The 26,401-nt window shown below is 74.4% G+C and carries 2 protein-coding genes; both read right to left on the reverse strand.

What is annotated here, in order from left to right:
• Positions 1-3: 3 nt before the first annotated feature.
• A complete protein-coding gene (locus ACYQ8Q_RS05180; protein WP_460062336.1) occupies positions 4-14,085 on the reverse strand; it encodes a type I polyketide synthase in 14,082 nt (4,693 codons plus the stop codon).
• 90 nt (positions 14,086-14,175) lie between these two features.
• The gene (locus ACYQ8Q_RS05185) at positions 14,176-26,013 is read right to left on the reverse strand and encodes an SDR family NAD(P)-dependent oxidoreductase (RefSeq protein ID WP_460062338.1); all 11,838 of its coding nucleotides are present in this window, start codon (positions 26,011-26,013) and stop codon (positions 14,176-14,178) included.
• Positions 26,014-26,401 lie beyond the last annotated feature (388 nt).

Below are 26,401 nucleotides of genomic sequence, written 5' to 3' on the forward strand. Positions count from 1 at the left end.
CGCTCAGGACCGGCCGAGTTCCCGGTTGATGAAGTCGAAGATCTCGTCGTCCGAGGCCGCCTCGAGGTGCTGGGAGACGGAGGCCCTGGGATCGCCCTCGCCCTGATCACCCAGCTCGGTCAGCATGCTGCGCAGGCGTGCCTTCGCGAGAGTCCTGGCGCTGTTATCTGGGGAAAGCCTTGAAATCGTGGAGGCCAGCCGGTCGAGTTCGGCGGCAAGGACGGTCTCGGGGTCCGTTTCGTCGGAGCCGAACAGCTCGGCGTCGAGGAAGGCCGCCAGATGGCGCGGGGTCGGGTAGTCGAAGACGAGGGTGCTGGGCAGCTTCAGCCCGGTCTCGGCGGCGAGCCGGTTGCGCAGCTCGACGGCGGTCAGTGAGTCGACGCCGAGTTCCCTGAAGGCCTGTCCCGGTCCCACCTCGCCGGTGTCGCCGTGTCCCAGTACCTCGGCCGCCCGCCTGCGGACCAGGTCCAGCAGTGCCTGGCCTCGCTCGTCCGCGGACTGCCCGCCCAGCTTCTCCCGCAGCCCGGGGTCCCGTTCGCCCTCCCTCCCGGTGACGGGCTCGGAGGGGGTGGTGTGTGCCTCGGGGAGCCCGGCCAGCAGCGCGCTCGGGCGCACACTCGTGAACGCGGGAGCGAACCGCCCCCACTCCACATCCGCCACGACCACGACCGCGTCGTCGCCCCCCACGACCTGCCCCAGCGCCCGCACCGCCCGCTGCGGATCCAGCGCCACCAGACCCCGCCGCCGCAACGCCTCCACCGCACCCTCATCCGCAGCCATCCCCCCACCGGCCCACGGACCCCACGCCACCGACGTCCCCACCAACCCACGCGACCGACGCGCCTGCACCAACCCGTCCAACGCCGCATTCGCCGCCGCATACCCCGCCTGCCCCCCACTCCCCCACACCCCCGCAATCGAGGAGAACACCACAAACGCATCCAGCACACGATCGGCCAGCACCGCGTCCAGATGCACCGCACCCGCGACCTTGCCCGCCCACACCTCCGCCAGATCCCCCACCGACACCTCAGCCAACGGCACATTCACCACCGCACCCGCCGCATGCACCACCGCATCCACCGCACACCCGGCCAGCAACGCCTCCACCGCCCCACGATCAGCCACATCACACGCCTCCACACTCACCCGCGTCCCCGAAGCGATGAGCTCGTCCCGCAGCTCCACCGCACCCGGAGCGTCAAGACCCCGACGGCTCACCAGCACCACACGCTCAGCACCCTGAGCCACCACCCACCGCGCCACCCGCGCACCCAACGCACCCGTACCACCCGTCACCAACACCGTCCCCCGCGGACGCCACACCGACCCCCCACCACCCACAGCAGCACGCACCCGCTCCAAACGACGCCCGAACACCCCCGACGCCCGCACCGCCACCTGATCCTCAACACCCACACCCGCCACAACAGCCACCAGGGCGTTCCCCGCGGTGTCGTCGAGGTCGGCCGGAAGGTCGATCAGGCCGCCCCATCGGCCGGAGGCCTCCAGGGCCGCCACCCGGCCCAGACCCCAGACCGCGCCTTGTGTAGCGTCCACGGCGCCGTCGGAACGGCCCACCGCCACCGCTCCCCGGGTCAGCGTCCACAGCGGAGCGCTCACCCCCGCGTCGCCCAGAGCCTGGACCAGCGCCAGCGATCCCGACACGCCCACCGGTACGCCGTCCCCGGTCACCCCGTCCGAAGTGGCGAGCAAGGACACCACTCCCGCCACCGGCGGTACGTCCTTCAGCCGGGCGGCGAGCTGCGCACGGTCCGCACACGGATCGCACGTCCAGCACTCGACGTCGGCGCCCGCCGCGGCGAGGGCCTCCCGGACCGAGACGATCCAGGGGTCCGCCTCGAGGCCGTCCGGTACGACAGCCAGCCAACGGCCCGTCAGTGCCGCATCACGGGGGACGCCGGCCACCGGCTCCCACCGCACCCGGTATCGGGAGCGGTCGGCCTCGGCCTGTTCCTGGCTCTGCCGCCGCCAGGAGGTCAGCGCCGGCAGCACCGCCCCCACGACCTCCTCCCCCAGCTCCAACTCCCCCGCCAGAGCCCCCAGATCCTCCCGCTCGACCGCCTCCCAGAAACGGGCGTCGATCTCACCGCCCACACCCACGACCGGCTCCGGACGCGAGGCATCCGGCCAGTACCGCCGGTGCTGGAAGGCATACGTCGGCAGCTCCGCCCAGCCATCGGCAGGCACGAGGACGGACCAGTCCACCTCCGCACCACCGGTGAAGGCAGCCGCCACGGCGGCCACCACCGCACCGGCCTCCGCCCCGTTCCTGCGCAACACCGACACGAACACACGATCTCCGTCGGCAACACAGTCCTGGGCCAGCGTGGCGAGCGTGCCGTCGGGACCGAGTTCGAGGAAGCGGCGGACGTTGTCCTGTCCGTCCAGGGTGCGTACGGCGGCGGCGAAGCACACCGTCGCGCGGACGTGCTCCACCCAGTACTCCGGCGAGGTCAGCTCCTCGGCTGTGGCAGCGGCTCCTGTGACGGTGGAGACGATCGGTGTCCGCGGCGGCTCGTACGCGAGGCCCTCGGCGACGGCGCGGAAGTCGTCGAGCATCGGCTCCATCAGCGGGGAGTGGAAGGCATGGCTCACCCGCAGCGCCGTGACCTTGCGGCCCTGATCACGGAAGTGCCCGGCGATCTCCTCGACCGGCTCGGCGGCACCCGAAACCACCACGGACCGCGGCCCGTTGACCGCCGCGATGCCCACCTCGTCACCGAGCAGGGGCAGCACCTCCTCCTCGGACGCCTGTACCGCGACCATCACGCCACCCGACGGCAGTGACTGCATCAGCCGGCCCCGCGCCACCACCAGACGGCACGCGTCCGCCAGCGACCACACCCCCGCCACATACGCCGCCGCGATCTCACCGATCGAATGACCGGCAAGCACGTCGGGGCGTACGCCCCACGACTCCAGCAGCCGGAACAACGCGACCTCAAGGGCGAAGAGCGCGGGCTGCGCGTACTCCGTACGGTTCAGTACGTCGGCGTCGTCACCGAAGACCACCTCGCGCAACGGACGCGGCAGTTCGGTGTCCAGGTGGGCGCACACGGCGTCGAAGGCATCCGCGAACTCCGGATACTGCTCATACAACTCACGGCCCATACCCAGCCGTTGGGATCCCTGACCGGCGAACAGGAAAGCCGTACGGCCGCCTTCACCCACCTCGCCCGTCACCACCCCGGCAGCCGGCTCACCGGCCGCCACCGCACCCAGACCCGCCAGCAACTCCCCACGATCCGCACCCCACACCACGGCCCGATGCTCGAACACCGACCGCGACCGAACCAAAGACCCACCAACCCCCGCGACATCCAACACACCGGCACCGGCCACGAACTCCGCCAGCCGACCGGCCTGCGCCCGCAACGCGGCCCGACTACGCCCCGACACCACCCACGGAACCACCGGCGACACCGGCCCGTCGACACGGACGGCCGGGCGTTCCTCGACGACGGGCTGTTCGAGCACGACGTGGGCGTTGGTGCCGCTCACACCGAAGGCGGAGACTGCGGCGCGGCGCGGCCGGTCCTCTTCCCCGGCCCACTCCCGCTCCTGCGTCAGCAGCTCCACCGCACCCGCCGACCAGTCCACGTGCGACGACGGCTCGTCCACATGCAACGTGCGCGGCAGCACACCATGCTGCATCGCCAACACCATCTTGATCACACCCGCCACACCCGCAGCCGCCTGCGTGTGCCCGATGTTCGACTTCACCGACCCCAGCCACAGAGGCCGCTCACGACCCTGGCCGTACGTCGCCAGCAGCGCCTGCGCCTCGATCGGATCACCCAGAGCCGTGCCCGTGCCGTGCGCCTCCACCGCATCCACCTCGGCCGCTTCCAGCCCACCGGCCGCCAACGCCGCCCGGATCACCCGCTGCTGCGACGGACCATTCGGCGCCGTCAGACCATTCGACGCACCATCCTGATTGACGGCGCTGCCCCGCACCACCGCCAGCACCCGATGCCCGTTGCGCCGGGCATCCGACAACCGCTCCACCACCAGCACACCCACACCCTCACCCCACCCCGTACCGTCCGCACCCTCAGCAAACGCCTTGCACCGCCCATCCACCGCAAGCCCCCGCTGCCGCGAGAACTCCACAAACGCACCCGGCGTCGACATCACCGTCACCCCACCGGCCAACGCCAGATCACACTCACCCGCACGCAACGCCTGCACCGCCAGATGCAACGCCACCAACGACGACGAACACGCCGTATCCACCGTCACCGCCGGACCCTCCAGACCCAGCACATACGACACCCGCCCCGACAACACCGACGCCGCGTTGCCCGTGCCCACATGGCCCTCGAAATCCTCACCCGAAGCCAGCAGCAGACCCGTGTAATCCTGACCGTTCGTCCCCGCGAACACCCCCGTCCGACTCCCCCGCAACCCACCCGGAGCGATCCCCGCCCGCTCCAACGCCTCCCACGACGTCTCCAGCAGCAACCGCTGCTGCGGATCCGTCGCCAACGCCTCCCGCGGACTCATCCCGAAGAACCCCGCGTCGAACCCACCCACACCCTCCAGGAACGCACCCACGTCCACATAACTCGTGCCCCTGTGTTCGGCGTCGGGGTCGTACAGGGCCGTGAGGTCCCAGCCCCGGTCGGCCGGGAACGGGCCTATCGCGTCGCCGCCCTCGGACAGCAGCCGCCACAGCCCCTCCGGATCCCGCACACCCCCCGGGAACCGGCACGCCATCCCGACGATCACCACCGGATCCTCGGCGACGACCGCACCCCCTGCCGCCGGCACCACGGCCTCCGCACCGGGCGCATCGCCCAGCAGCTGCTCCCGCAGGTGGCGGGTGAGCAGAACCGGCGTCGGGTAGTCGAACACCAGGGTTGCGGCCAGGGGGACACCGGTCGCCATGGCGAGTGTGCCGCGGAGTTCGACCGCGGTGAGGGAGTCGACGCCCAGGTCACGGAAGGCACGCTCGGCCGGGACGGCGGCCGCCCCCGCGTAACCGAGGACGCCGGCGGCGCAGAAGCGGACGACTTCGAGGAGCACGCGTTCCTGTTCCGCGGGGGTGAGCCCGATGAGCTGGTCGCGCAGGACGGAGCCGTCGCCGCGCCCGAAGCGTTCGGAGGCGGCCCCGGCGTGCTCGACGGCCGCGCGCGCCTCGGGCAGCGACTCGATCAGCGGGCTGGGACGAGTGACGGTGAAGACGGGGGCGAACTCGGCCCAGTGGATGTCCGCGACCATGACGACCGGCCTGGACTCGCCGACGGCGCGATGCAGCGCCAGGACGCCGAGGGCGGGCTGGAGGGGCAGCACGCCGCCGCGGTGCATGCGCCAGTGCACGACCTCCTCGTCGGCCATGCCGCCGTCGGCCCAGGGCCCCCACACGATCGAGGTGGCGGGCAGTCCGGCCGCCCGGCGTCGCTGGGCGAGCGTGTCGAGGAAGGCGTTGGCGGAGGCGTAGTTGCCCTGGCCCGTGGTGCCGAGGGTGCCGGAGATCGACGAGAAGAGGACGAAGGCGTCGAGGTCGCGGTCACGGGTCAGTTCGTCCAGATGCAACGCGCCCAGCGCCTTCGCCCGCAACACCGCCCCGAACCGCTCCGGCGTCAACGCGTCGATCACACCGTCGTCCAGCACACCCGCCGTATGCACCACCGCATCCACCGGATACTCCGCCAACACCCCCGCCAACGCCCCCCGATCGGACGCATCACACGCCACGACCGACACCCCCACCCCACCCGCAGCCAACTCGTCCCGCAACCCCACCGCACCCGGAGCGTCAAGACCCCGACGACTCACCAGCACCACACGCTCAGCCCCCTGAGCCACCACCCACCGCGCCACCCTCGCACCCAACGCACCCGTACCACCCGTCACCAACACCGTCCCCCGCGGACGCCACACCGACCCCCCACCACCCACAGCAGCACGCACCCGCTCCAAACGACGCCCGAGGACGCCGGAGGGCCGGAGCGCCACCTGATCCTCCGTGCCGCCGCCGAACAGCACGCCCAGGAGACGCGTGACGGCGCGGCGGTCCAGGTCCTCGGGCAGGTCGATCAGACCACCCCATCGATCCGGATACTCCAGCGCCGCCACCCGCCCCAGACCCCACACCGCACCCTGCACCGGATCGGCCGGACCGTCCGAACGGCCCACCGACACACCCCCACGCGTCAGCACCCACACCCGGCCACCCACACCCGCGTCACCCACCGCCTGCACCACCGTGGCCACCGCAGAGGGGCCGAGGGGCAGCCCGTCGGGGTCGGCTCCGGCGAGTGCCGCGAAGGCCAGGACACCCGCGACGGGGTGGCCCGCCGTGGCGTCACGCAGTCGGCCGGCGAGTGCGGCGCGGTCGGCGGCGGCCGTGGCGACGACGGTGGTGACGCGGTCGGGGCCGCCCAGGGCCGTGGTGAGGGCGGTGACCGCCGGGTCGTCGCCGTGGGGTCCGGCCGGGAGGACCAGCAGCCAGCGGGCGTCGGGGGTGTCCGGGGCGGTGGCCGGTTCGATGGTGGCGGGCTTCCACACCACCTCGTAGGAGAGGGCTTCGACGGCGGTCTCCTGCTGCTGCCGCTTCCGCCAGGAGGCCAGCGCCGGGACGACCGCGCCGATCTCCTCGGCCGGGAGCCCCAGGGTCTGTGTCAGTGCGTCGACGTCCTCGCACTCGACCGCTTCCCAGAACCGGTCGTCGGTGGTGTCCGCCGCGGTCCGGGCGGATTCCCCGGTCCCGACCGTGGCGGCCGTGCCGTGGTCGAGCCAGTAGCGTTCGTGCTGGAAGGCGTAGGTCGGCAGGTCCGCGGCCCGGGTGGTGGGGGCGGCGCCGAGCGCCGGGGACCAGTCGACGTCGACGCCGTGGACGTGGAGCCGGGCCAGGGCGCCGTACAGACCGGCGACCTCGGGGCGGTCCTTGCGCAGCGCGGGGACGAGCAGCGAGCCGGTACCCGTGGACGGGTCGTCGGAGAGGCAGGTGCGGGCGAGGGCGGTGAGGGTGCCGTCGGCGCCGATTTCGAGGTAGCGGGTGACACCCTGCTCGCGCAGGCGTCGTACGTCGTCCGCGAAGCGTACGGGCTGGCGGACATGCGCCGCCCAGTATCCGGCCGCGCAGAGTTCGCCGGGGTCGGCGAGGGTGCCGGTGACGTCGGAGACGACGGGGATCTGCGGGCGGTGGTAGGTGAGGCCTTCCGCGACGCTCAGGAAGTCCCGCAGCATCGGTTCCATCAGGGGCGAGTGGAAGGCGTGGCTGACCCGCAACGGGGTGGTCCTGCGCCCGAGGGCCCGGAAGTGTGCGGCGATCCCCGACACACGGTCCTCGCCGCCGGAGATCACGACGGACTGCGGTCCGTTGACGGCGGCGATGCCCACCTCGTCACCGAGCAGGGGCAGCACCTCCTCCTCCGAGGCCTGCAGGGCGACCATGGCGCCGCCCTCGGGCAGCGCCTGCATCAGTCGGCCACGGGCCGCGACCAGGAGGCAGGCGTCGTCCAGGGACCAGACTCCCGCGACGTAGGCCGCGGCCAGTTCGCCGATGGAGTGGCCGGCGAGCACGTCGGGGCGGACACCCCATGACTCCAGGAGCCGGAACAGCGCCACTTCGAAGGCGAAGAGGGCGGGTTGGGTGAACTCGGTGCGGTTCAGGGCCGCTTCGTCGTCACCGAAGACGATCTCCTTGAGCGACCGCCCGAGTTCGTTGTCCAGGTGGGCGCAGACGGAGTCGAACGCCTCCGCGAACGCCGGGAAGGTTCCGTAGAGTTCACGGCCCATGCCGAGCCGTTGGGAGCCCTGTCCCGCGAAGAGGAAGGCGAGGCCGCCCTCGGGGCCGGCCGTGCCGACGGCCGCGACGGGCGAGGGCTCGCCCCGGCCGACGGCCCTGAGGGCGGCGAGGAGGTCGTCGCGGTCCGCACCGACCACGGTGGCGCGGTGCTCGAACGCGGACCGGGAGGTGGCGAGCGCGTGGGCGACCACGGCGGGGGTCAGCTCGGGGCGGGACTCGAGGTGCTCGGCCAGCCGGGTGGCCTGGGCGCGCAACGCCTCGTCGCTGCGGCCGGAGATCAGCCAGGGCACCGTGGCAGACGGGGGGTTCGGGGCGGGCGTGAGTTCCGGGGGCCCGGCGGGGAGCGGTTCCTCCAGGACGACATGGGCGTTGGTGCCGCTGAGCCCGAAGGCGGAGACTGCGGCGCGGCGCGGCCGGTCCTCTTCCCCGGCCCACTCCCGCTCCTGCGTCAGCAGCTCCACAGCACCCGCCGACCAGTCCACGTGCGAGGACGGCTCATCCACATGCAACGTGCGCGGCAGCACACCATGCTGCATCGCCAACACCATCTTGATCACACCCGCCACACCCGCAGCCGCCTGCGTGTGCCCGATGTTCGACTTCACCGACCCCAGCCACAACGGACGCTCACGACCCTGGCCATACGTCGCCAGCAGCGCCTGCGCCTCGATCGGATCACCCAACGTGGTCCCCGTACCGTGCGCCTCCACCGCGTCCACATCCGCCGCCGACAGCCCCGCACCCGCCAACGCCGCCCGGATCACCCGCTGCTGCGACGGACCGTTCGGCGCCGTCAGACCATTCGACGCACCATCCTGGTTGACCGCACTGCCCCGCACCACCGCCAGCACCCGGTGCCCGTTGCGCCGGGCATCCGACAACCGCTCCACCAGCAGCATGCCCACACCCTCGGACCACCCCGTACCGTCCGCACCCTCAGCAAACGCCTTGCACCGACCATCCACCGCAAGCCCCCGCTGCCGCGAGAACTCCACGAACACCCCCGGCGTCGACATCACCGTCACCCCACCGGCCAACGCCAGATCACACTCACCCGCACGCAACGCCTGTGCAGCCAGATGCAACGCCACCAGGGAGGAGGAGCAGGCGGTGTCGAGGGTGACGGCGGGGCCCTCCAGGCCGAGCGCGTACGCCACCCGGCCCGAGGCCAGACTCGCCGCGCTGCCGGTGAGGAGGTGGCCTCGTACGTCGTCCGGGACCTCGCCGGACGTCGCGCCGTAACCCTGGTGGCCGCAGCCGACGAAGAGACCGGTGCGGCTGCCGTGCAGTGAGCGCGGGTCGAGCCCGGCCCGCTCGACGGTCTCCCAGGAGACCTCCAGGAGCAGCCGCTGCTGGGGGTCGATGGCGACGGCCTCGCGCGGCGAGATCCCGAAGAAGGCGGCGTCGAAGGCGTCGGCGCCGGACAGGAAACCGCCCTCGTTGACGTAACTGGTGCCGGGGCGTGATGAGTCGGGGTCGTACAGCGCGTCGAGGTCCCAGCCGCGGTCGGCGGGGAAGGAGCCGACGGCGTCGCCTCCTCGGGCCAGGAGGTCCCACAGTTCCTCCGGCGAGGTGATGCGGCCGGGGAGCCGGCAGGCCATGGCGACGATGGCGATCGGTTCGTCGTCGCCGTGGCCGCCTGCCGGGAGCAGGTCCGTGCCGGGCGCGCGGTGGGCGGACGCCAGGGTGCCGTCGTCGAGTTCCCGCACCAGGTGTTCGGCGAGGGCGAGGGGTGACGGGTGGTCGAACACCAGGGTCGTCGGCAGGGTGAGCCCGGTGGCGGTGGCCAGGAGGTTGCGCAGTTCGACGGCGGTGAGCGAGTCGAAGCCGCAGTCCTGGAAGGCGCGGGCGGGCTGGATGCTCTCCGGGGTCGGATGGCCGAGCGCGGTGGCCGCGCTGTGGCGTACCAGCTTGAGCAGCAGCTGCCGGCGTTCTACGGCACCCAGCGGGGCGAGTTCGGCGCGCAGGCCGCCGCCCTGCCCGACCGTCGCGTCGTGGGCCGCCGCCATGCCGTGGACGGCTTCCGGGATACGGCTCAGCAGGGCGCCGCCCGGCAGTCCCCGGCGCCCGGCGGCGATCCTGGCCCAGTCGACGTCGCAGACCAGCGCCCAGGTGTCGTCGTGGGCCAGGAGGCTGCCGAGGGCGGTGAGCGCGGGTTCGGCCTCCATCGGGGTCAGGCCCGCGCGCCGCAGCCGGTTGAGTACCGCGGGGTCGTCGGCCATGCCGCCGCCGGCCCAGGGCCCCCACGCGACGGAGAGGGCCGGGAGCCCGGCGGCGCGGCGCCGCCGGGCGAGGGCGTCGAGGTGGGCGTTGCCCGCCGCGTACCCGGCCTGTCCCGCCGAACCGAGCGCACCGGCGATGGAGGAGAACAGGACGAACGCGGTGAGGGGGGTGTCCAGGTCCCGGGTGGCCTCGTCCAGGTTGTCGGCCGCGCGCAGCTTGGCGCGCAGGACGGTGGCGTACCGCTCGGGGTCCATCGCGCTGAGCGGCGCGTCGTCGAGGACGCCGGCGACGTGCAGCACCGAGGTCAGCGGCCGGTCGGCCGGGACGGTGGCGAGCAGCGCCCGCAGCGCGGACCGGTCGGCGGGGTCGCAGGCGGCGACGGTGACCCCGGTGCCCGTCTGCTCGAGTTCGCGGCGCAGCTCCTCCGCGCCGGGAGCCGCCGGGCCTCTGCGGCTGACGAGCAGGAGATGCTCGGCGCCCTCCCGGGCCAGGTGGCGTGCCACATGGGCGCCGATGATTCCGGTGCCGCCGGTGACGAGCGTCGTTCCGGTGAACCGCGGTGCGGGACGGGCCTCGGCGCCGTCGCGGGTGACACGGGTCAGTCGGCGGGCGAAGACGGCCGAGTCGCGGACGGCGAGCTCGTTGTCGTTCCCCGGCTGCGCGACGAGCGCCACCAGCCGGGCGAGCGCCCGCGGCTCCGGCCGCTCCGGCAGGTCGAGGAGGCCGGCCCACAGGTCGGAGTGTTCGACGGCCGCGGTCCGGCCGAGGCCCCAGGTGGTGGCCTGCGTCGGCCGGGTGAGCCGGTCGGCGGCGCCGACGGACACCGCCGACCGGGTGGCCGCCCACAGCCGTGCGCGGATGCCGGTCTCGGCCAGCGCCTGCACCAGCAGGGTGTTGAGGTGCAGCCCCAGAGGTACGTCGGGGTGGGCGGTGTGAGGGGTCTCGGTGAGGGCGAGCAGTGACAGGAGCTGGAGCGGACCGCCGTGGCCCGCCGCGGCCCGGGTGAGCGTCTCCATGAGCCGGGTGCGGTCGGCTTCGGCGGTGACGGGGAAGGGGTGGGCGTCCGCGCCGGCCGTGGTGAACGCCTCCGCCAGGGCGTCGGCGGTCGCGGCGGCGTCCGGGTCCCCGGTGCAGAAGGGCACCAGCCAGACGCCGGCCGGGGAGCCTGTGGGGGACGGAAGGGGTGTCCACGTCTCCCGGTACTGCCAGGAGTCGGCGGTGGCGCGCCGCATGCTGTCGTGGTGCCAGGAGGTGAGGGCGGGGAGCACGGGTGCCAGGACGTCCGGGTCGAGTGCCAGCCGTTCCGCCAGGTCGCGGACGTCGCCCCGGCGGACGGCGGACCAGAACGCCGAGTCGACGGCATGCGTGGGGCGCCCCTCCTGGTCGGAGGCCGTGTCGGCCGGCCAGTACCGGACGGGCTGGAAGGCGTAGGTGGGCAGGTCGACGTGGCGTGCTCCGGGGCACAGCGCGGACCAGTCCGGGCTGTGCCCGTGGGCGTGCAGCGCGGCGACGGCGTGCAGCAGCGTCACCGCTTCCGGCCCGTCCTTGCGCAGCGCGGGCGCCAGAACGCTCTGCTCGTCGTCGAGGAACGTACGGGCGAGCGCGGTGAGGGTGCCGTCCGGCCCGAGTTCGAGGCAGCGGGTGACGTTCTGGTCGGCGAGGGCGCGGACGGCGTCGGCGTACCGGACCGTGCCGCGGACGTGCCGCACCCAGTGGTCCGGGGACATCAGTTCCTCGGCGCTCGCGGTCTCTCCGGTGAGCGTGGAGACGACGGGCAGCCTGGGACGCTCGTACGTCAGGCTTTCGGCGACCTCGCGGAAGCCGGCCAGCATCGGCTCCATCAGCGGGGAGTGGAAGGCATGACTGACCCGCAGCGCCGTGACCTTGCGGTCCTGGGCACGGAAGTGCCCGGCGATCTCCTCCACCGCGTCGCCGTCCCCTGCGATCACCACGGATCGAGGGCCGTTGACCGCGGCGATGCCCACCGTGTCGTCCAGCAGCGGCAGGACCTCCTCCTCCGCCGCCTCGATCGCGGCCATCGCCCCGCCGGCGGGCAGCGCCTGCATCAGCCGGCCCCGCGCCACCACCAGACGGCACGCATCGGCCAGCGACCACACGCCTGCCACGTGCGCGGCGGCGATCTCACCGATCGAATGACCGGCCAGTACGTCCGGGCGCACACCCCACGACTCCAGCAACCGGAACAGCGCCACTTCCAGGGCGAACAGCGCGGGCTGCGCGAACTCCGTACGGTTCAGACGCTCCGCGTCCTCACCGAACACCACCTCCCTTATACCGAAGGGCAGTTCGGCGTCCACGGCGTCGAAAGCCGCCGCGAAGACGGGATACCTCTCGTACAACTCCCGCCCCATGCCCAGGCGCTGGGAACCCTGCCCCGCGAACAGGAACGCCGTACGCCCCCGCAGCGCACCACCCCGCACCACCCGCGCATCCGCCTCACCCGCCGCCAACGCGGCCAGCCCCGACCGCAGTTCGTCAAACCCGGCGCCGACGACCACCGCACGGTCCTCCCACACCGACCGCGTCACCGCCAACGACCACCCCACATCCACAGCGGAACCCTCCACCGCCTCCAGCAGCCTCGCCGCCTGCGCCCGCAGCGCCCCCTCACCACGCGCCGACACCGGCCACAACACCACCCCACCATCACCCGCACCCGGCCGAGCGGCCTCCTCCACCACCTCCGCCTCCGCCTCCTCCAGCACCACATGCGCATTGGTGCCGGAGATACCGAAGGAGGACACACCGGCGCGGCGCGGGCGGTCCTCGGTCCGGGGCCAGTCCCGTGATCGGTCCAGGAGGCGCACGTCGCCCGCCGACCAGTCGACGTGGGTGGACGGCGTGTCGGCGTGCAGGGTGCGCGGCAGCAGGCCGTGGCGCAGTGCCAGCACCATCTTCATGACGCCCGCCACCCCGGCGGCGGCCTGGGTGTGTCCGATGTTGGACTTCACCGACCCCAGCCACAGAGGCTGTTCGCGGTCCTGGCCGTAGGTGGCGAGCAGGGCCTGTGCCTCGATGGGGTCGCCCAGTGTGGTGCCGGTGCCGTGGGCCTCCACCGCGTCCACGTCGGCGGCCGTCAGCCCCGCGCTCGCCAGGGCGGCCCGGATCACCCGCTGCTGCGAGGGCCCGTTGGGGGCGGTGAGGCCGTTGGAGGCGCCGTCCTGGTTGACCGCGCTGCCCCGGATCACGGCCAGCACCCGGTGACCGTTGCGCCGCGCGTCCGACAGCCGCTCCAGCAGCAGGAGGCCCGCGCCCTCGCCCCAGCCGGTGCCGTCCGCCGCGTCCGCGAAGGGCTTGCAGCGGCCGTCGCCGGCCATGCCGCCCTGGCGGCTGAACTCGACGAAGGCGCCGGGGGTGGACATGACGGCGACACCGCCCGCCAGGGCCAGTGAGCACTCCCCGGCCCGCAGGGCGTGTGCCGCCAGGTGCAGGGCGACCAGGGAGGAGGAGCAGGCCGTGTCCACCGTGACGGCGGGGCCCTCCAGGCCCAGGGTGTAGGCGACCCGTCCGGAGACGACGCTGCCGGTGTTGCCGGTGAGGATGTGGCCCTCGACGCCGTCGGGGACGTCGCGCAGTACGGAGCCGTACTCCTGGTTGCTGGCGCCGACGAAGACGCCGGTGCTGCTGCCGCGCAGGGCGGCGGGGGCGATGCCCGCGCGTTCCACCGTCTCCCAGGCGACCTCCAGCAGCAGTCGCTGCTGCGGGTCCATGGCGAGGGCCTCGCGCGGTGAGATGCCGAAGAAGTCGGCGTCGAAGCGGTCGGCGCCGTCGACGAAGCCGCCCTGGGCGGCGGCGCTGCCGGCGCCGGTGCTTTCGGGTCCGAGAAGTGCGTCGAGGTCCCAGCCGCGGTCGGTGGGGAAGCCCGTCATGGCGTCCGTGCCGTCCGCGAGGAGCCGCCAGAAGTCCTCCGGGGTGTCGGCTCCGCCCGGCCAGCGGCAGGCCATGGAGACGATGGCGACCGGCTCGGTCATCGCCTCCTGCAACCGCTGGTTGTGCTTGCGCAGCCGTTCGTTCTCCCGGAGCGAGGCACGGAGGGCTTCGACGACTTTTTCGGAGGACATGCTCAGCTCCACACTTCGCGCTTCGATGAAGACAGATGAAGACAGGGGTCCGGTCGGGGCCGGACGGATCGGGACGGGGGGCGCGGACGCTCAGTCGCCGGCGCCCAGGGCCATCCGGACGAGGTCGTCCACGTCCATGTCGTCGACGTCCACGTCGGTGCCGTCGGCCGGGGTCGGCGGCTCCTGGCCGGGTCGGGCGGCGGCGGATTCCGACGCGAGATCCATGAGCGCGTCCAGCAGCCCGGACTCGCGGAACCTGGTGATCGGGATGGACGTCAGCAGCTTGCGGAGGGCCGCCTCGTCGGGTTCGCCCGGCCGGGGGGTGGCCGTGCCCGGCGCGCTGGGGGCCGGGTCCGTTCCGGCCGCGAAGTGCTCCCGCCCCAGATGGTCGGCGAGCGCGGCCGGGGTGGGGTAGTCGAAGACCAGGGTGGCGGGCAGCAGCACTCCGGTGGCCGCGTTGAGCCGGTTGCGCAGTTCGACGGCGGTGAGGGAGTCGAAGCCGAGTTCCTTGAAGGACTGCTCCGGGTCGATCCGGGTGGCGGAGGCGTGGCCGAGGACGGCGGCGACCTGGCGGCACACCTCCTCGGCCAGCCTGCGGTGCCGGTCGGTGGCGTGGAGCCGGGTCAGTTCGGCGGCGAGGTCCCCGGCGGCGCCCGGCCCGGCGGCGGGGGTCCGCCCCGCGACGGTGCGTCGGGTCCGGGCCAGGCCGGCCAGCAGGGGCGGTACCGGGCCTTCGGCCCCGAGGCGCGTCGTGTCCACCGCCATCGGCAGGCACACCGCCGCGGGCTGGTCCAGGGCTTCGGTGAAGAGGGCCAGGCCCTCCTTGGGGGCGAGCGGCGGCAGTCCGGCGCGTTCCATGCGGCGGACGTCGGCGTCGCCGAGGCCACTGGTCATGCCGGTGGCCTGGGACCAGGGCCCCCAGGGCAGGGACAGGGCGGGCAGGGCCAGGGCGCGCCGGTGTTCGGCGAGGGCGTCGAGGAAGGCGTTGGCCGCGGCGTAGTTGGCCTGGCCGGGGGCGCCCAGGGTGCCGGCGACCGAGGAGAACAGGACGAAGGCGCTCAGGTCGAGGGGGCGGGTGAGCTCGTGGAGGTGGACCGCGGCGTCGAGCTTGGGGCACAGTACGGCGTCCAGCCGCTCGGGGGTGAGGTGGTCCACGACGGTGTCGTCGAGGACACCGGCGGCGTGGACGACGGCGGTCAGCGGATGCCCGTCGGGTACCGAGGCGAGCAGGGCGGCGACCTGGTCCCGGTCGGCGACGTCCGCGGCTCGCACGTGTACCTCGGCGCCGAGCTCCTCCAGTTCCGTGACGAGCGGGGCGGCCTCGGGGGCGGCGGCTCCACGGCGGGAGGCGAGCAGCAGGTGACGTACCCCGTGCTCGGTGACCAGGTGGCGGGCGAGCAGGGCGCCCAGGCCGCCCGTGCCGCCGGTGACCAGGACCGTGCCGTGCGGGTCGAGCGGTGCGGGGACGGTGAGGACGACCTTGCCGATGTGGCGGGCCTGCGCCATGTGGCGGAAGGCTTCCGGTGCGCGGCGCACGTCCCACGGGGTGACCGGCAGCGGGGTCAGCGCTCCGGTCTCGAACAGGCCGACCAGGGCGGTGAGCATCTCGCCGATGCGGTCGGGTCCGGCCTCGACGAGGTCGAACGCCCGGTAGTGGACGCCGGGATGGCGGGCGGCGACGTCGTCGGGGTCGCGGACGTCCGTCTTGCCCATCTCCAGGAACCGTCCGCCGGGGGTCAGCAGCCGCAGGGAGGCGTCGACGAACTCGCCCGCCAGGGAGTCCAGGACGAGGTCGACGCCGCGGTCGCCGGTCGCGGCGCGGAAGGCGGTCTCGAAGGACAGGTCGCGGGAGGAGGCGATGTGCTTCTCGTCCAGTCCGGCGGCGCGCAGGGCATCCCATTTGCCGGGGCCGGCGGTGGCGTACACCTCGGCGCCGAGGTGGCGGGCGAGCTGGGTGGCGGCCATGCCGACGCCGCCGGCCGCCGCGTGCACGAGGACGGTGTGGCCCTCGGTCACGCCGCCGAGGTCGACGAGGGCGTAGTAGGCGGTGAGGAAGACGATCGGTACGGTCGCCGCCTGGGCGAAGGTCCAGCCGTCCGGGACACGGGCGACGGTGCGGGCGTCGGCCACCGCCACGGGTCCGTAGGCGGCGGGGAACATGCCCATGACGCGGTCGCCGACGGCGAGGCCGGTGACACCGGGGCCGGCCTCGGTGACCACTCCGGCTCCCTCCAGACCGAAGTCGCGGGCCGGACCGGGGTACATGCCGAGGGCGTTGAGCACGTCCCGGAAGTTGACGCCGGCGGCGCGGACGGCGATCCGTATCTCGCCGTCGGCGAGGGCGCGTTCGGCGTCCGGGGCGGCGACGAGGTCCAGGCCGTCGAGGGTGCCCTTGCGGACCATGTCCAGCCGCCAGGCGGTGCCCGGGGTGGCGTGCGGGGGGCGCAGGGCGGCGGCCGGGTCGGTGCGGGCGATGCGCGGGAGGTGCACGGTCCCTTCGCGCAGGGCCAGTTGGGCGTCGGTGCGGGCCAGCGCGGTGGGCAGGGCGGCGAGTGAGTCGGCCGCGGTGTCGGTGTCGAGGAGGACGAACCGGCCGGGGTGCTCGGACTGCGCCGAGCGGACCAGGCCCCAGGCCGCTGCCGCCGCCGGGTGGCGCACCCCTGGTCCGGCGGGTCCGTCCGGCAGGAGCGCCTCGCGGGTCACCAGCACGAGTCGGGTGGCGTCCAGCCGTCGTTCGGCGGACAGGTGACGGACGAGGGCGAGGGCGTGGCGTGCCGCGGCGTGTCCCGCGCGGTCCAGCGGGCCGTCGTCGTGGGGCAGGACGGCGAGGAGGGTGCCGGGCGCGGGGTCGGCTCCGGCCGCCGCCAGGGCGGCGAGGTCGGCGGCCTCGGTGACGTCGGCGGGGACTCCGGCGGCGGCGAGCAGGGCGGCGAACTCCCGGCCGGCGGCGTCGCCGAGGACGGTGAGCGGGTCCTGGTGCGGCCGGTCGCCGGTGGCGGGCTGCGGCTGCCAGTCGAGGCGGAACAGGTCGCCCGCGCCCCGGTCGGGCCGGGCGCGCAGCCGTTCGGGGTCGATCTCGCGCAGGGTGAGGGATCCGACGGAGGCGACGGGCCGCCCGGTGGCGTCGGCCACGTCGAGGGCGACGGTGTCCTCGCCGCGCAGGGTGAGCCGGACGCGTACGGCGGTGGCGCCGGTGGCGTGCAGGGTGACGTCCCGCCAGGAGAACGGCAGCCGGCCGGGCGTGGAATCGTCGAGCGGCAGGAAGGCGGTGGCGTGCAGGGCGGCGTCGAGCAGCGCGGGGTGCAGACCGTAGTGGGGGGCGTCGGCGTGTGCCTGCTCGGGCAGGGCGATCTCGGCGTACACGTCGCCGTCGAGCCGCCAGGCGGCGCGCAGCCCCTGGAACACGGGTCCGTAGTCGAACCCCGCGGCGGCGAGGCGGTCGTAGGTGTCGTCGACGGGCAGTTCCTCGGCTCCCGCGGGCGGCCAGTCGGCGAGCGGGGCACCGTCGGGTTCCGGACCGGCGCCGGGGGCGAGGATGCCGTCGGCGTGCAGGGTCCAGGGCCGGTCGGCGGGGGCGTCGACGGGCCGGGAGTGCACACCGAGCGGGCGGTTGCCGTCCGTGTCGGGGGCGCCGACCCTCAGGTGCAGGGTGACTGCCTGCCCGTCGGTGAGCAACAGCGGTTCGACCAGGGTGAGTTCGGTGATGCGGTCGCATCCCGCGCGTTCGGCGGCGAGCAGCGCCAGGTCGAGGTGGGCGGTGCCGGGCAGGACGGTGGTGCCGCCGACGGCGTGATCGGCGAGCCACGGCTGGTCGGTCACGGAGAGCCGGCTGGTGAAGACGTGGCCCTCGGCGTCGGCGAGGTCGACGCGGGCGCCGAGCAGCGGGTGTCCGGCGTCGGCGAGGCCCGCCGCGGCCAGGTCTCCCGTGCTCCGGCCGGCCGAGGCGGGCCAGTAGCGCTCGCGTTGGAAGGCGTAGGTGGGCAGGTCGACGGTCCCGCCGGTGCCGCCGGTGGCGGCGCTCCAGTCGACGTCGACGCCGTGGGCGTGGGCGCGCGCGAGGCCGGCGAGCAGGGCGGCGGTCTCGTCCTGGCCGGGGCGCAGCAGGGCGACGGCGGCCGTGCCGGCGGGGTCGGTGACGGCATCGGCGACCAGGGCGGTGAGCGTGCCGTCGGGGCCGATCTCCAGACAGCGTCGGACGCCGGCCTGCTGGAGGGTGCGCACGCCGTCGTGGAAGCGGACGGCCTGGCGCACATGCCGGACCCAGTAGTCGGGCGAGGCGAGTTCGTCGTGTCCGGCCGCCCGGCCGGTGACGTCGGAGACCACGGGGATGAGCGGCTCGTGGTACTCCAGCGTGGCGGCCACCTCGCGGAAGTCCTGGAGCATGGGCTCCATGAGGGGCGAGTGGAAGGCGTGGCTGACGCGCAGCCGCTTGGTGCGCCGGCCCAGCTCCTCGATACGGGCGGCGACCTCCCGTACGGCGTCCTCCTCGCCGGAGACCACCACCGAGCGGGGTCCGTTGACCGCGGCCAGGCCCACCCGGTGCTCGCGGCCCTCCAGCAGGGGCAGCACCTCCTCCTCGGTGGCCTGGAGGGCGACCATGGCGCCGCCGGCCGGGAGGGCGTCCATCAGCCGGCCGCGGGCCGCGACCAGGGCGCAGGCGTCGCCGAGGGTGAGGACTCCGGCGGCGTGCGCGGCGGCCAGGGAGCCGATGGAGTGGCCGAACAGGTGGTCCGGGGTCACGCCGAGGCCGCGGACGAGCCGGTACAGGGCGACCTCCAGCGCGAACAGGGCGGGCTGCGCGTATCCGGTGCGGTCCAGCAGCGCTCCGGCGTCGCCGAGGACGGCGTCGCGCAGCGCGGTGCCGAGGACGTCGGCGCCGAAGTGGGCGCACACCTCGTCGAAGGCGTCGGCGAAGACCGGGAAGGCGGCGTACAGGCCGGCGCCCATCCCGGGGCGTTGGGCGCCCTGCCCGGTGAAGAGGAAGGCGGTGCGCCCGCCGCGCGCGGCGGTGCCGGCCGCGTCGGACGGGGTCGTGCCGGAGGCGAGCCGGGTCAGCCCGGCGAGCAGGTCGTCGCGTCCGGTGCCGAGCAGCACCGCGCGGTGTTCGAAGGCGGGGCGGGTGGTGGCCAGGGAGTGGCCTAGGTCGGCGGCGGACAGTTCGGGGTGCCGGACGGCGTGGTCGAGCAGCTTCCCGGCCTGGGCGCGCAGCGCCTCGGGGGTGCGGGCGGACAGCGGCCAGGCGGTCGTCGTGTGGGTGACCGGCCGTGCGGGGGTCTGCGCGCCGGGGCCGGGTGCGGCCGGGTGCGACGGGGCCTCTTCCAGGATGACGTGGGCGTTGGTGCCGCTGAATCCGAAGGACGAGACGCCCGCGCGCCGGGGGCGGCCCTCCTCGCGCTGCCAGGGCCGGGCTTCGGTCAGCAGGTGGACGGCGCCGGAGGCCCAGTCGACCCGGCTGGAGGGCCGGTCGGCGTGCAGGGTGCGGGGCAGTTCGCCGTGGTGCAGCGCCAGCACCGTCTTGATGACGCCGGCGACGCCGGCGGCGGCCTGGGTGTGGCCGAGGTTGGACTTCACCGAGCCGAGCCACAGGGGCCGGTCGTCGGGCCGGTCCCGGCCGTAGGTGGCGAGGAGCGCCTGGGCCTCGATGGGGTCGCCGAGGACGGTGCCGGTGCCGTGTCCCTCTACGGCGTCGACATCGGCGGGGGTGAGCCCGGCGTCGGCCAGCGCGGCCCGGATCACCCGTTCCTGCGAGGGACCGTTCGGCGCCGTCAGGCCGTTGCTGGCGCCGTCGGAGTTGACGGCGCTGCCGCGCACCACGGCCAGGACCCGGTGTCCGTTGCGCCGGGCGTCGGACAGCCGCTCCACCAGCAGCATTCCGGCGCCCTCGCCCCACCCGGTCCCGTCGGCGTCGTCGCCGTAGGCCTTGCAGCGTCCGTCGGGAGCGAGACCGCGCTGGCGGCTGAACTCCAGGAACGCGGCGGGGGTCGACATCACGGTGACGCCTCCGGCGAACGCCAGGTCGCACTCCCCCGCGCGCAGTGCCCGGGCCGCCCAGTGCAGGGCGACCAGGGAGGAGGAGCAGGCGGTGTCGAGGGTGACGGCGGGGCCCTCCAGGCCGAGGGTGTAGGAGATGCGGCCGGAGACGACGCTGGCGGCGTTGCCGGTGCCGACGTGGCCGTCGACGTCGTCCGCGGACGTGCGCAGCAGCGTCGGGTAGTCCTGGCCGTTGGTGCCGGCGAAGACGCCGGTGCGGGAGCCGCGCAGGGTCGTGGGGTCGAGGCCCGCGCGCTCGACGGCCTCCCAGCACACTTCGAGGAGCAGCCGCTGCTGCGGGTCCATGGCCAGGGCCTCGCGCGGTGAGATGCCGAAGAAGGCGGGGTCGAACCGGTCGACGCCGGGCAGGAAGCCGCCGGTGCGGGTGTAGCTGGTGCCCTCGTGGTCGGGGTCCGGGTGGTACAGCGAGGTGAGGTCCCAGCCGCGGTCGTCGGGGAATCCGGTCAGGCCGTCGCCGCCGGAGGCGAGCAGGTCCCAGAGCCGCTCGGGCGTGTCGGCGCCGCCGGGGAGGCGGCAGGCCATGCCGACGACGGCGATGGGTTCGTCGCCGGCGCCGTGCGCGGGGCGGGGCGTGGTGGTGGCGGGCCGGGCGGATCCTTCATCGGGCGACAGCGAGCGCAGCAGGTGCTCGGCGAGTGCGGCCGGGGTGGGGTGGTCGAAGGCGGCGCTGGGCGCGAGCCGCAGGCCGGTGCGGCGTTGCAGCGCGTTGCGCAGGTCAACGGCGGTCAGCGAGTCGAATCCGAGGTCGCGGAAGGCCCGTTCGGGGTCGGCGGCGGGGGCGTCGGGGGCGTGGCCGAGGACGGTGGCGATCTCCGTCTGCAGGAGGCGGAGGACGGCGCCGGGCCGCTCGGCCACCGGCAGCGCGGTGAGGGTACGGGCGAGGCGTCCGCCCGAGGTGGCGGCTCGGGCCGTACGGCGCACGGAGGCGGCGGGGTCGCGCAGCAGGGCCGGGGTGGGGGTGGTGGCGGCCCGCGCCGCGGCCAGGTCCAGCCGGATCGGCAGCAGCACCGGGCGGTCCTGTGCCGACGCGAGGTCGAGCAGGCGCAGGGCGTCGGCGGTGGGCAGCGGTGCGATGCCCGCACGGGCCATCCGGGTGCGGTCGGTGTCGCCGAGGCCGGCCGTCATGCCGCTCTCCTCGGCCCACAGGCCCCAGCCGAGGGCGAGCGCGGGTCGTCCCTGCGCCCGCAGGGTGGCGGCCAGCGCCTCCAGGAAGGCGTTGGCGGCGGCGTAGTTGCCCTGTCCGGGTCCGCCGAAGGTGGCGGCGGCGGACGAGAACAGCACGAACGCCGACAGGTCCAGGTCCCGGGTCAGCCGCTCCAGATGCACGGCGGCGTCCGCCTTGGGCCGCAGCACGGCCGACAGCCGGCCCGGGGTCAGGGCGGGGACGACCCCGTCGTCGATCACCCCGGCGGCGTGGAAGACCGCACCGAGGGGATGTGGTGCGGGTACGGCGTCCAGGAGCGCCGCCAGCGCGGCCGGGTCGGCCACGTCGCAGGCGGCCAGCGTCACCTCGGCTCCGGCCTGTTCGAGGTCGGCGCGCAGCTCCGCGGCTCCGGGCGCGTCGGGGCCGCGGCGGCTCGCCAGCAGCAGGTGCCGTGCTCCGTGCGCGGTGACCAGGTGCCGGGCGACGGCCGCGGCGACGGTGCCGCCCGCGCCGGTGATCAGCACGGTCCGCTCCGGATCGAGGAGCGGCCTCGCGGCGGTGTCCGGGTGGTGCCGGACCAGGCGGGCGGCGTGGGCGCGGCCGGCCCGCAGGGCGATCTCCGTCTCCCCGGTGCGCGCCGCGTCGCGGACGGCGGCGAGGAGCGTCTCCGGGTCGGTGGCGGAGTCGGTGTCCACGAGCAGGAAGGACCCCGGGTTCTCCGACTGTGCCGAACGCACCAGACCGCGTACGGCGGCGGCGGCCAGGTCGTCGACCGGCTCGCCGGGCCGGACGGCCACCGCGTTCCGGGTGAGCAGGACCAGCCGGGCGCCGGCCGTGCGCTCCTCGGCCTGCCAGCGCTGGAGGAGTTCCAGGGCCGCGGCGGCCGACTCGTGCACGGCGGCGGGCGGTTCCGCGTCACCGCTTGGCCAGGACACGAGGACCAGGTCCGGCACGGGCGCGCCGGAATCGTCGAGGGCGGTGAAGAAGGCGTCCGGGTCAGGGTGGGGGTCGGCGTCCGCCGGGGCGGGTCCGGCGCCCACGAAGGCCGCCGTCGGCTGGGGCGCGGGCGCGGCGGGCGCGGGCAGTACGGTCCAGTCGACGGCGAACAGGTCGTCACCGGCCGGGGACGTGGCGGGCGGGGGCAGTTCGTCCAGGGGGGTGAGGGCGACCGCCCCGACGGTGGCGACCGGGGTGCCGGACTCGTCCGCGAGGTCGAGTCGCAGGGTGCCGTCGGAGCGGGGCCGGAGCGCGACCCGCAGCGTCTCCGCGCCGGCCGCGTACAGGGCGCAGTCCCGCCAGGTCACGGCGAAGCCGCCGGGGTGGCCGAGGGCGGGCGCCGTGTGCAGGGCCGCGTCGAGGAGCGCCGGATGCAGCGCGGCCCGCAGGGCGTCCGCCCGGAACTCCTCCGGTACGGCGACCTCGGCGTACGTCCGGTCCCCGGCCCGCCACACCGCGGTGAGCCCGCGGAAGGCGGGGCCGTGGTCGAGGCCGAGGTCGCGCCACGCCTCGTGGATCTCCTCGATCTCGTCGGCGGTCAGGGCCTGGGCGCCCGGCGGCGGCCAGGCGTCGTCCGGTGCGGCCCAGGGCCGCTCCGGCGTGGTGGCGGACTGTGCGAGGGCACCGCGTGCGTGGCGGGTCCAGGGCCGGTCGGCCGCGTGCGCGTCGTCCTGCGTCCGGTCGGCGGCCGGGACGGGCCGGGAGTGGCAGGAGAACGCCCTGACGCCGTTCTCGTCCGGGCTGTCGAGGACGACCTGGATCTCCACGGGCCGGTGGCCGTCGAGAACGAGCGGTCGCTCCTGTTCGAGCTCGACGAGGTGCTGCCGGTCGGCGATCGCGCCGAGATGCAGGGCGAAGTCGACGTAGGCGGCGCTGGGCAGCACGGTGGCGCCCGCGGCGGTGTGGTCGGCCAGCCAGGGGTGTGTGCGGGTGGAGAGCACGGTGGTGGACAGCACGGACGAGGAGTCCGCCAGGGTCACGGCGGCACCGAGCAGCGGATGACCGCCGGCGCGCCGTCCGGTGCCGGGCATCGGGTCGAGCCAGAGGCGTCGCTGCTGGAAGGCGTAGGTGGGGAGGTCGACCGTCCGGCCGGCGGGGAACAGCGCGGACCAGTCCGGGCTGTGCCCGTGGGCGTGCAGCGCTGCGACAGCACGGAGCAGCGTCACCGGCTCCGGGGCTTCCTTGCGCAGCGCGGGCGCCAGAACGCCCTGGTCGTCGTCGAGGAACGTACGGGCGAGCGCGGTGAGGGTGCCGTCGGGCCCGAGTTCGACGAAGCGCGTGGCCTTGTTCCGTACGAGGGTGCGGACGGCGTCGGCGTACCGGACGGTGCGGCGGACATGGCCCACCCAGTGGTCCGGGGACATCAGTTCCTCGGCGCTCGCGGTCTCTCCGGTGAGCGTGGAGACGACGGGCAGCCTGGGACGCTCGTACGTCAGGCTTTCGGCGACCTCGCGGAAGCCGGCCAGCATCGGCTCCATCAGCGGGGAGTGGAAGGCATGACTGACCCGCAGCGCCGTGACCTTGCGGTCCTGGGCACGGAAGTGCCCGGCGATCTCCTCCACGGCCTCCGCCGCACCCGAAATCACCACCGCCTGCGGCCCGTTGACCGCCGCGATGCCCACCTCGGCACCGAGCAGGGGCAGCACCTCGTCCTCGGACGCCTCGATCGCGGCCATCGCCCCGCCGGAGGGCAGCGCCTGCATCAGCCGGCCCCGCGCCACCACCAGACGGCACGCATCGGCCAGCGACCACACCCCCGCCACGTGCGCGGCGGCGATCTCACCGATCGAATGACCGGCCAGGACGTCCGGGCGCACACCCCATGACTCCAGCAACCGGAACAGCGCCACTTCCAGGGCGAACAGCGCGGGCTGCGCGAACTCGGTGCGGTCCAGCCGGTCGGCGTCCTCACCGAAGACGATCTCCCGTATACCGAAGGGCAGTTCGGCGTCCACGGCGTCGATAGCCGCCGCGAAGACGGGATACCTCTCGTACAACTCCCGCCCCATGCCCAGGCGCTGGGACCCCTGCCCCGCGAACAGGAACGCCGTGCGCCCCCGCAGCGCACCACCCCGCACCACCCGCGCATCCGCCTCACCCGCCGCCAACGCGGCCAGCCCCGAGCGCAGTTCGTCAAACCCGGCGCCGACGACCACCGCACGGTCCTCGAACACCGACCGCGTCACCGCCAGCGACCACCCCACATCGACAGCGGAACCCGCCACCGCCTCCAGCAGCCTCGCCGCCTGTGCCCGCAGCGCCCCCTCACCACGCGCCGACACCGGCCACAACACCACCCCACCATCACCCGCACCCGCACCCGCACCCGCACCCGGCCGAGCGGCCTCCTCCACCGCCTCCGCCTCCTCCAGCACCACATGCGCATTGGTGCCGGAGACCCCGAAGGCGGACACGCCCGCGCGGCGCGGCTGACCGCCTTCGGTCCGCGGCCACTGCTGAGCGTCGGCCAGAAGACTCACCCGGCCCGCCGACCAGTCGACGTGGTGGGAGGGGGCGTCGACGTGGAGCGTGCGCGGCAGCAGCCCGTGCTGCATGGCCATGACCATCTTGATGACGCCGCCCACACCGGCGGCGGCCTGGGTGTGCCCGATGTTCGACTTCAACGAGCCGAGCCAGAGCGGTCGTTCACGGTCACGTCCGTAGGTGGCGAGCAGGGCCTGTGCCTCGATGGGGTCGCCCAGTGTGGTTCCCGTACCGTGGGCCTCCACCGCGTCCACGTCCGCCGTCGAGAGCCCCGCGCTCGCCAGGGCCGCCCGGATCACCCGCTGCTGCGAGGGCCCGTTCGGAGCGGTCAGTCCGCTGCTGGCGCCGTCCTGGTTGACCGCGCTGCCCCGGATCACGGCCAGCACCCGGTGACCGTTGCGCCGCGCGTCCGACAGCCGCTCCAGCAGCACAAGGCCCGCGCCCTCGCCCCACCCGGTGCCGTCCGCCGCGTCCGCGAAGGACTTGCAGCGGCCGTCGGGGGAGAGTCCGCGCTGGCGGCTGAACTCGGTGAAGGTGACCGGCGTGGACATCACCGCGACACCGCCCGCCAGGGCCAGTGAGCACTCGCCCGCCCGTAGCGCCCGGCACGCCAGGTGCAGGGCGACCAGGGAGGAGGAGCAGGCCGTGTCCACCGTGACGGCGGGGCCCTCCAGGCCCAGGGTGTAGGCGACGCGGCCGGAGGCGATGCTGCCGGCGCTGCCGTTGCCGAGGAAGCCCTCGAGACCGGGCGGGGGGACGTCGAACCGGGAGCCGTAGTCGTTGTACATGACACCGACGAAGACGCCGGTGGGACTGCCGCGCAGGGTGCCGGGGTCGAGTCCGGCCCGCTCCAGGGCCTCCCAGGAGATCTGCAGCAGGAGCCGCTGCTGCGGGTCGGTGCCGAGGGCCTCGCGCGGCGACATGCCGAAGAAGTCGGGGTCGAAGTCGGCGGCGTCGTGCAGGAAGCCGCCTTCGCGGGTGTAGCAGGTGCCCGGGTGCTCGGGGTCGGGGTGGTAGAGGGACGCCACGTCCCAGCCGCGGTCCTCCGGGAAGGGTGTGACGGCGTCGGTGCCGTCGTCGACCAGGCGCCACAGGTCCTCGGGGGTGCGTACGTCGCCCGGGTAGCGGCAGGCCATGGAGACGATCGCGATGGGCTCGCGGTCCTTGGTCTCCAGCTCGCGCAGACGGCTGGTGGTGCGGTGCAGGTCGGCGGTGACCCGCTTCAGGTAGTCCCGCAGGCGGTCTTCGCTCACAGCTCGGCCCCCAGACCCGGGTCGCGCACCACGGCGGAGAGCGGTGGCAGGCCCGCTGCGCTCGGAACGGTAGACAGCACCGGAATCTCCTCAGGCTCGGACACCCACGCTCACGGCATGGCTCCTCGAACACCTCGAACGCGGCCCAGTCTGGGGGCGGCCGGGCGGTCCACGGCCGCTTGACCTCCGACTCTGAAAAATCCCCTAGTTGCCCACGGCACCGGCCCGGTGCCGGCCGGACCCGCGCCCGGCACCACTCGGCACCGCCGGGCACCGCCCGGCACCGGCAAATCCCTAGAGTTGCGCGGCTCTTCTGGCCTTCGTTCGGCCCGGCGTGCTGCGCTGAGGCCGCTCCCGGCCCGCCTCCTGTGCGGCCCGCCCTATGAGA

Source organism: Streptomyces sp. YKOK-I1, assembly GCF_054660435.1.

What these genes read in the sequence shown, in the direction of transcription:
- ACYQ8Q_RS05180 (WP_460062336.1), bottom strand. Translation starts at nt 14,085, where the DNA reads ATGTCCTCCGAAAAAGTCGTCGAAGCCCTCCGTGCCTCGCTCCGGGAG.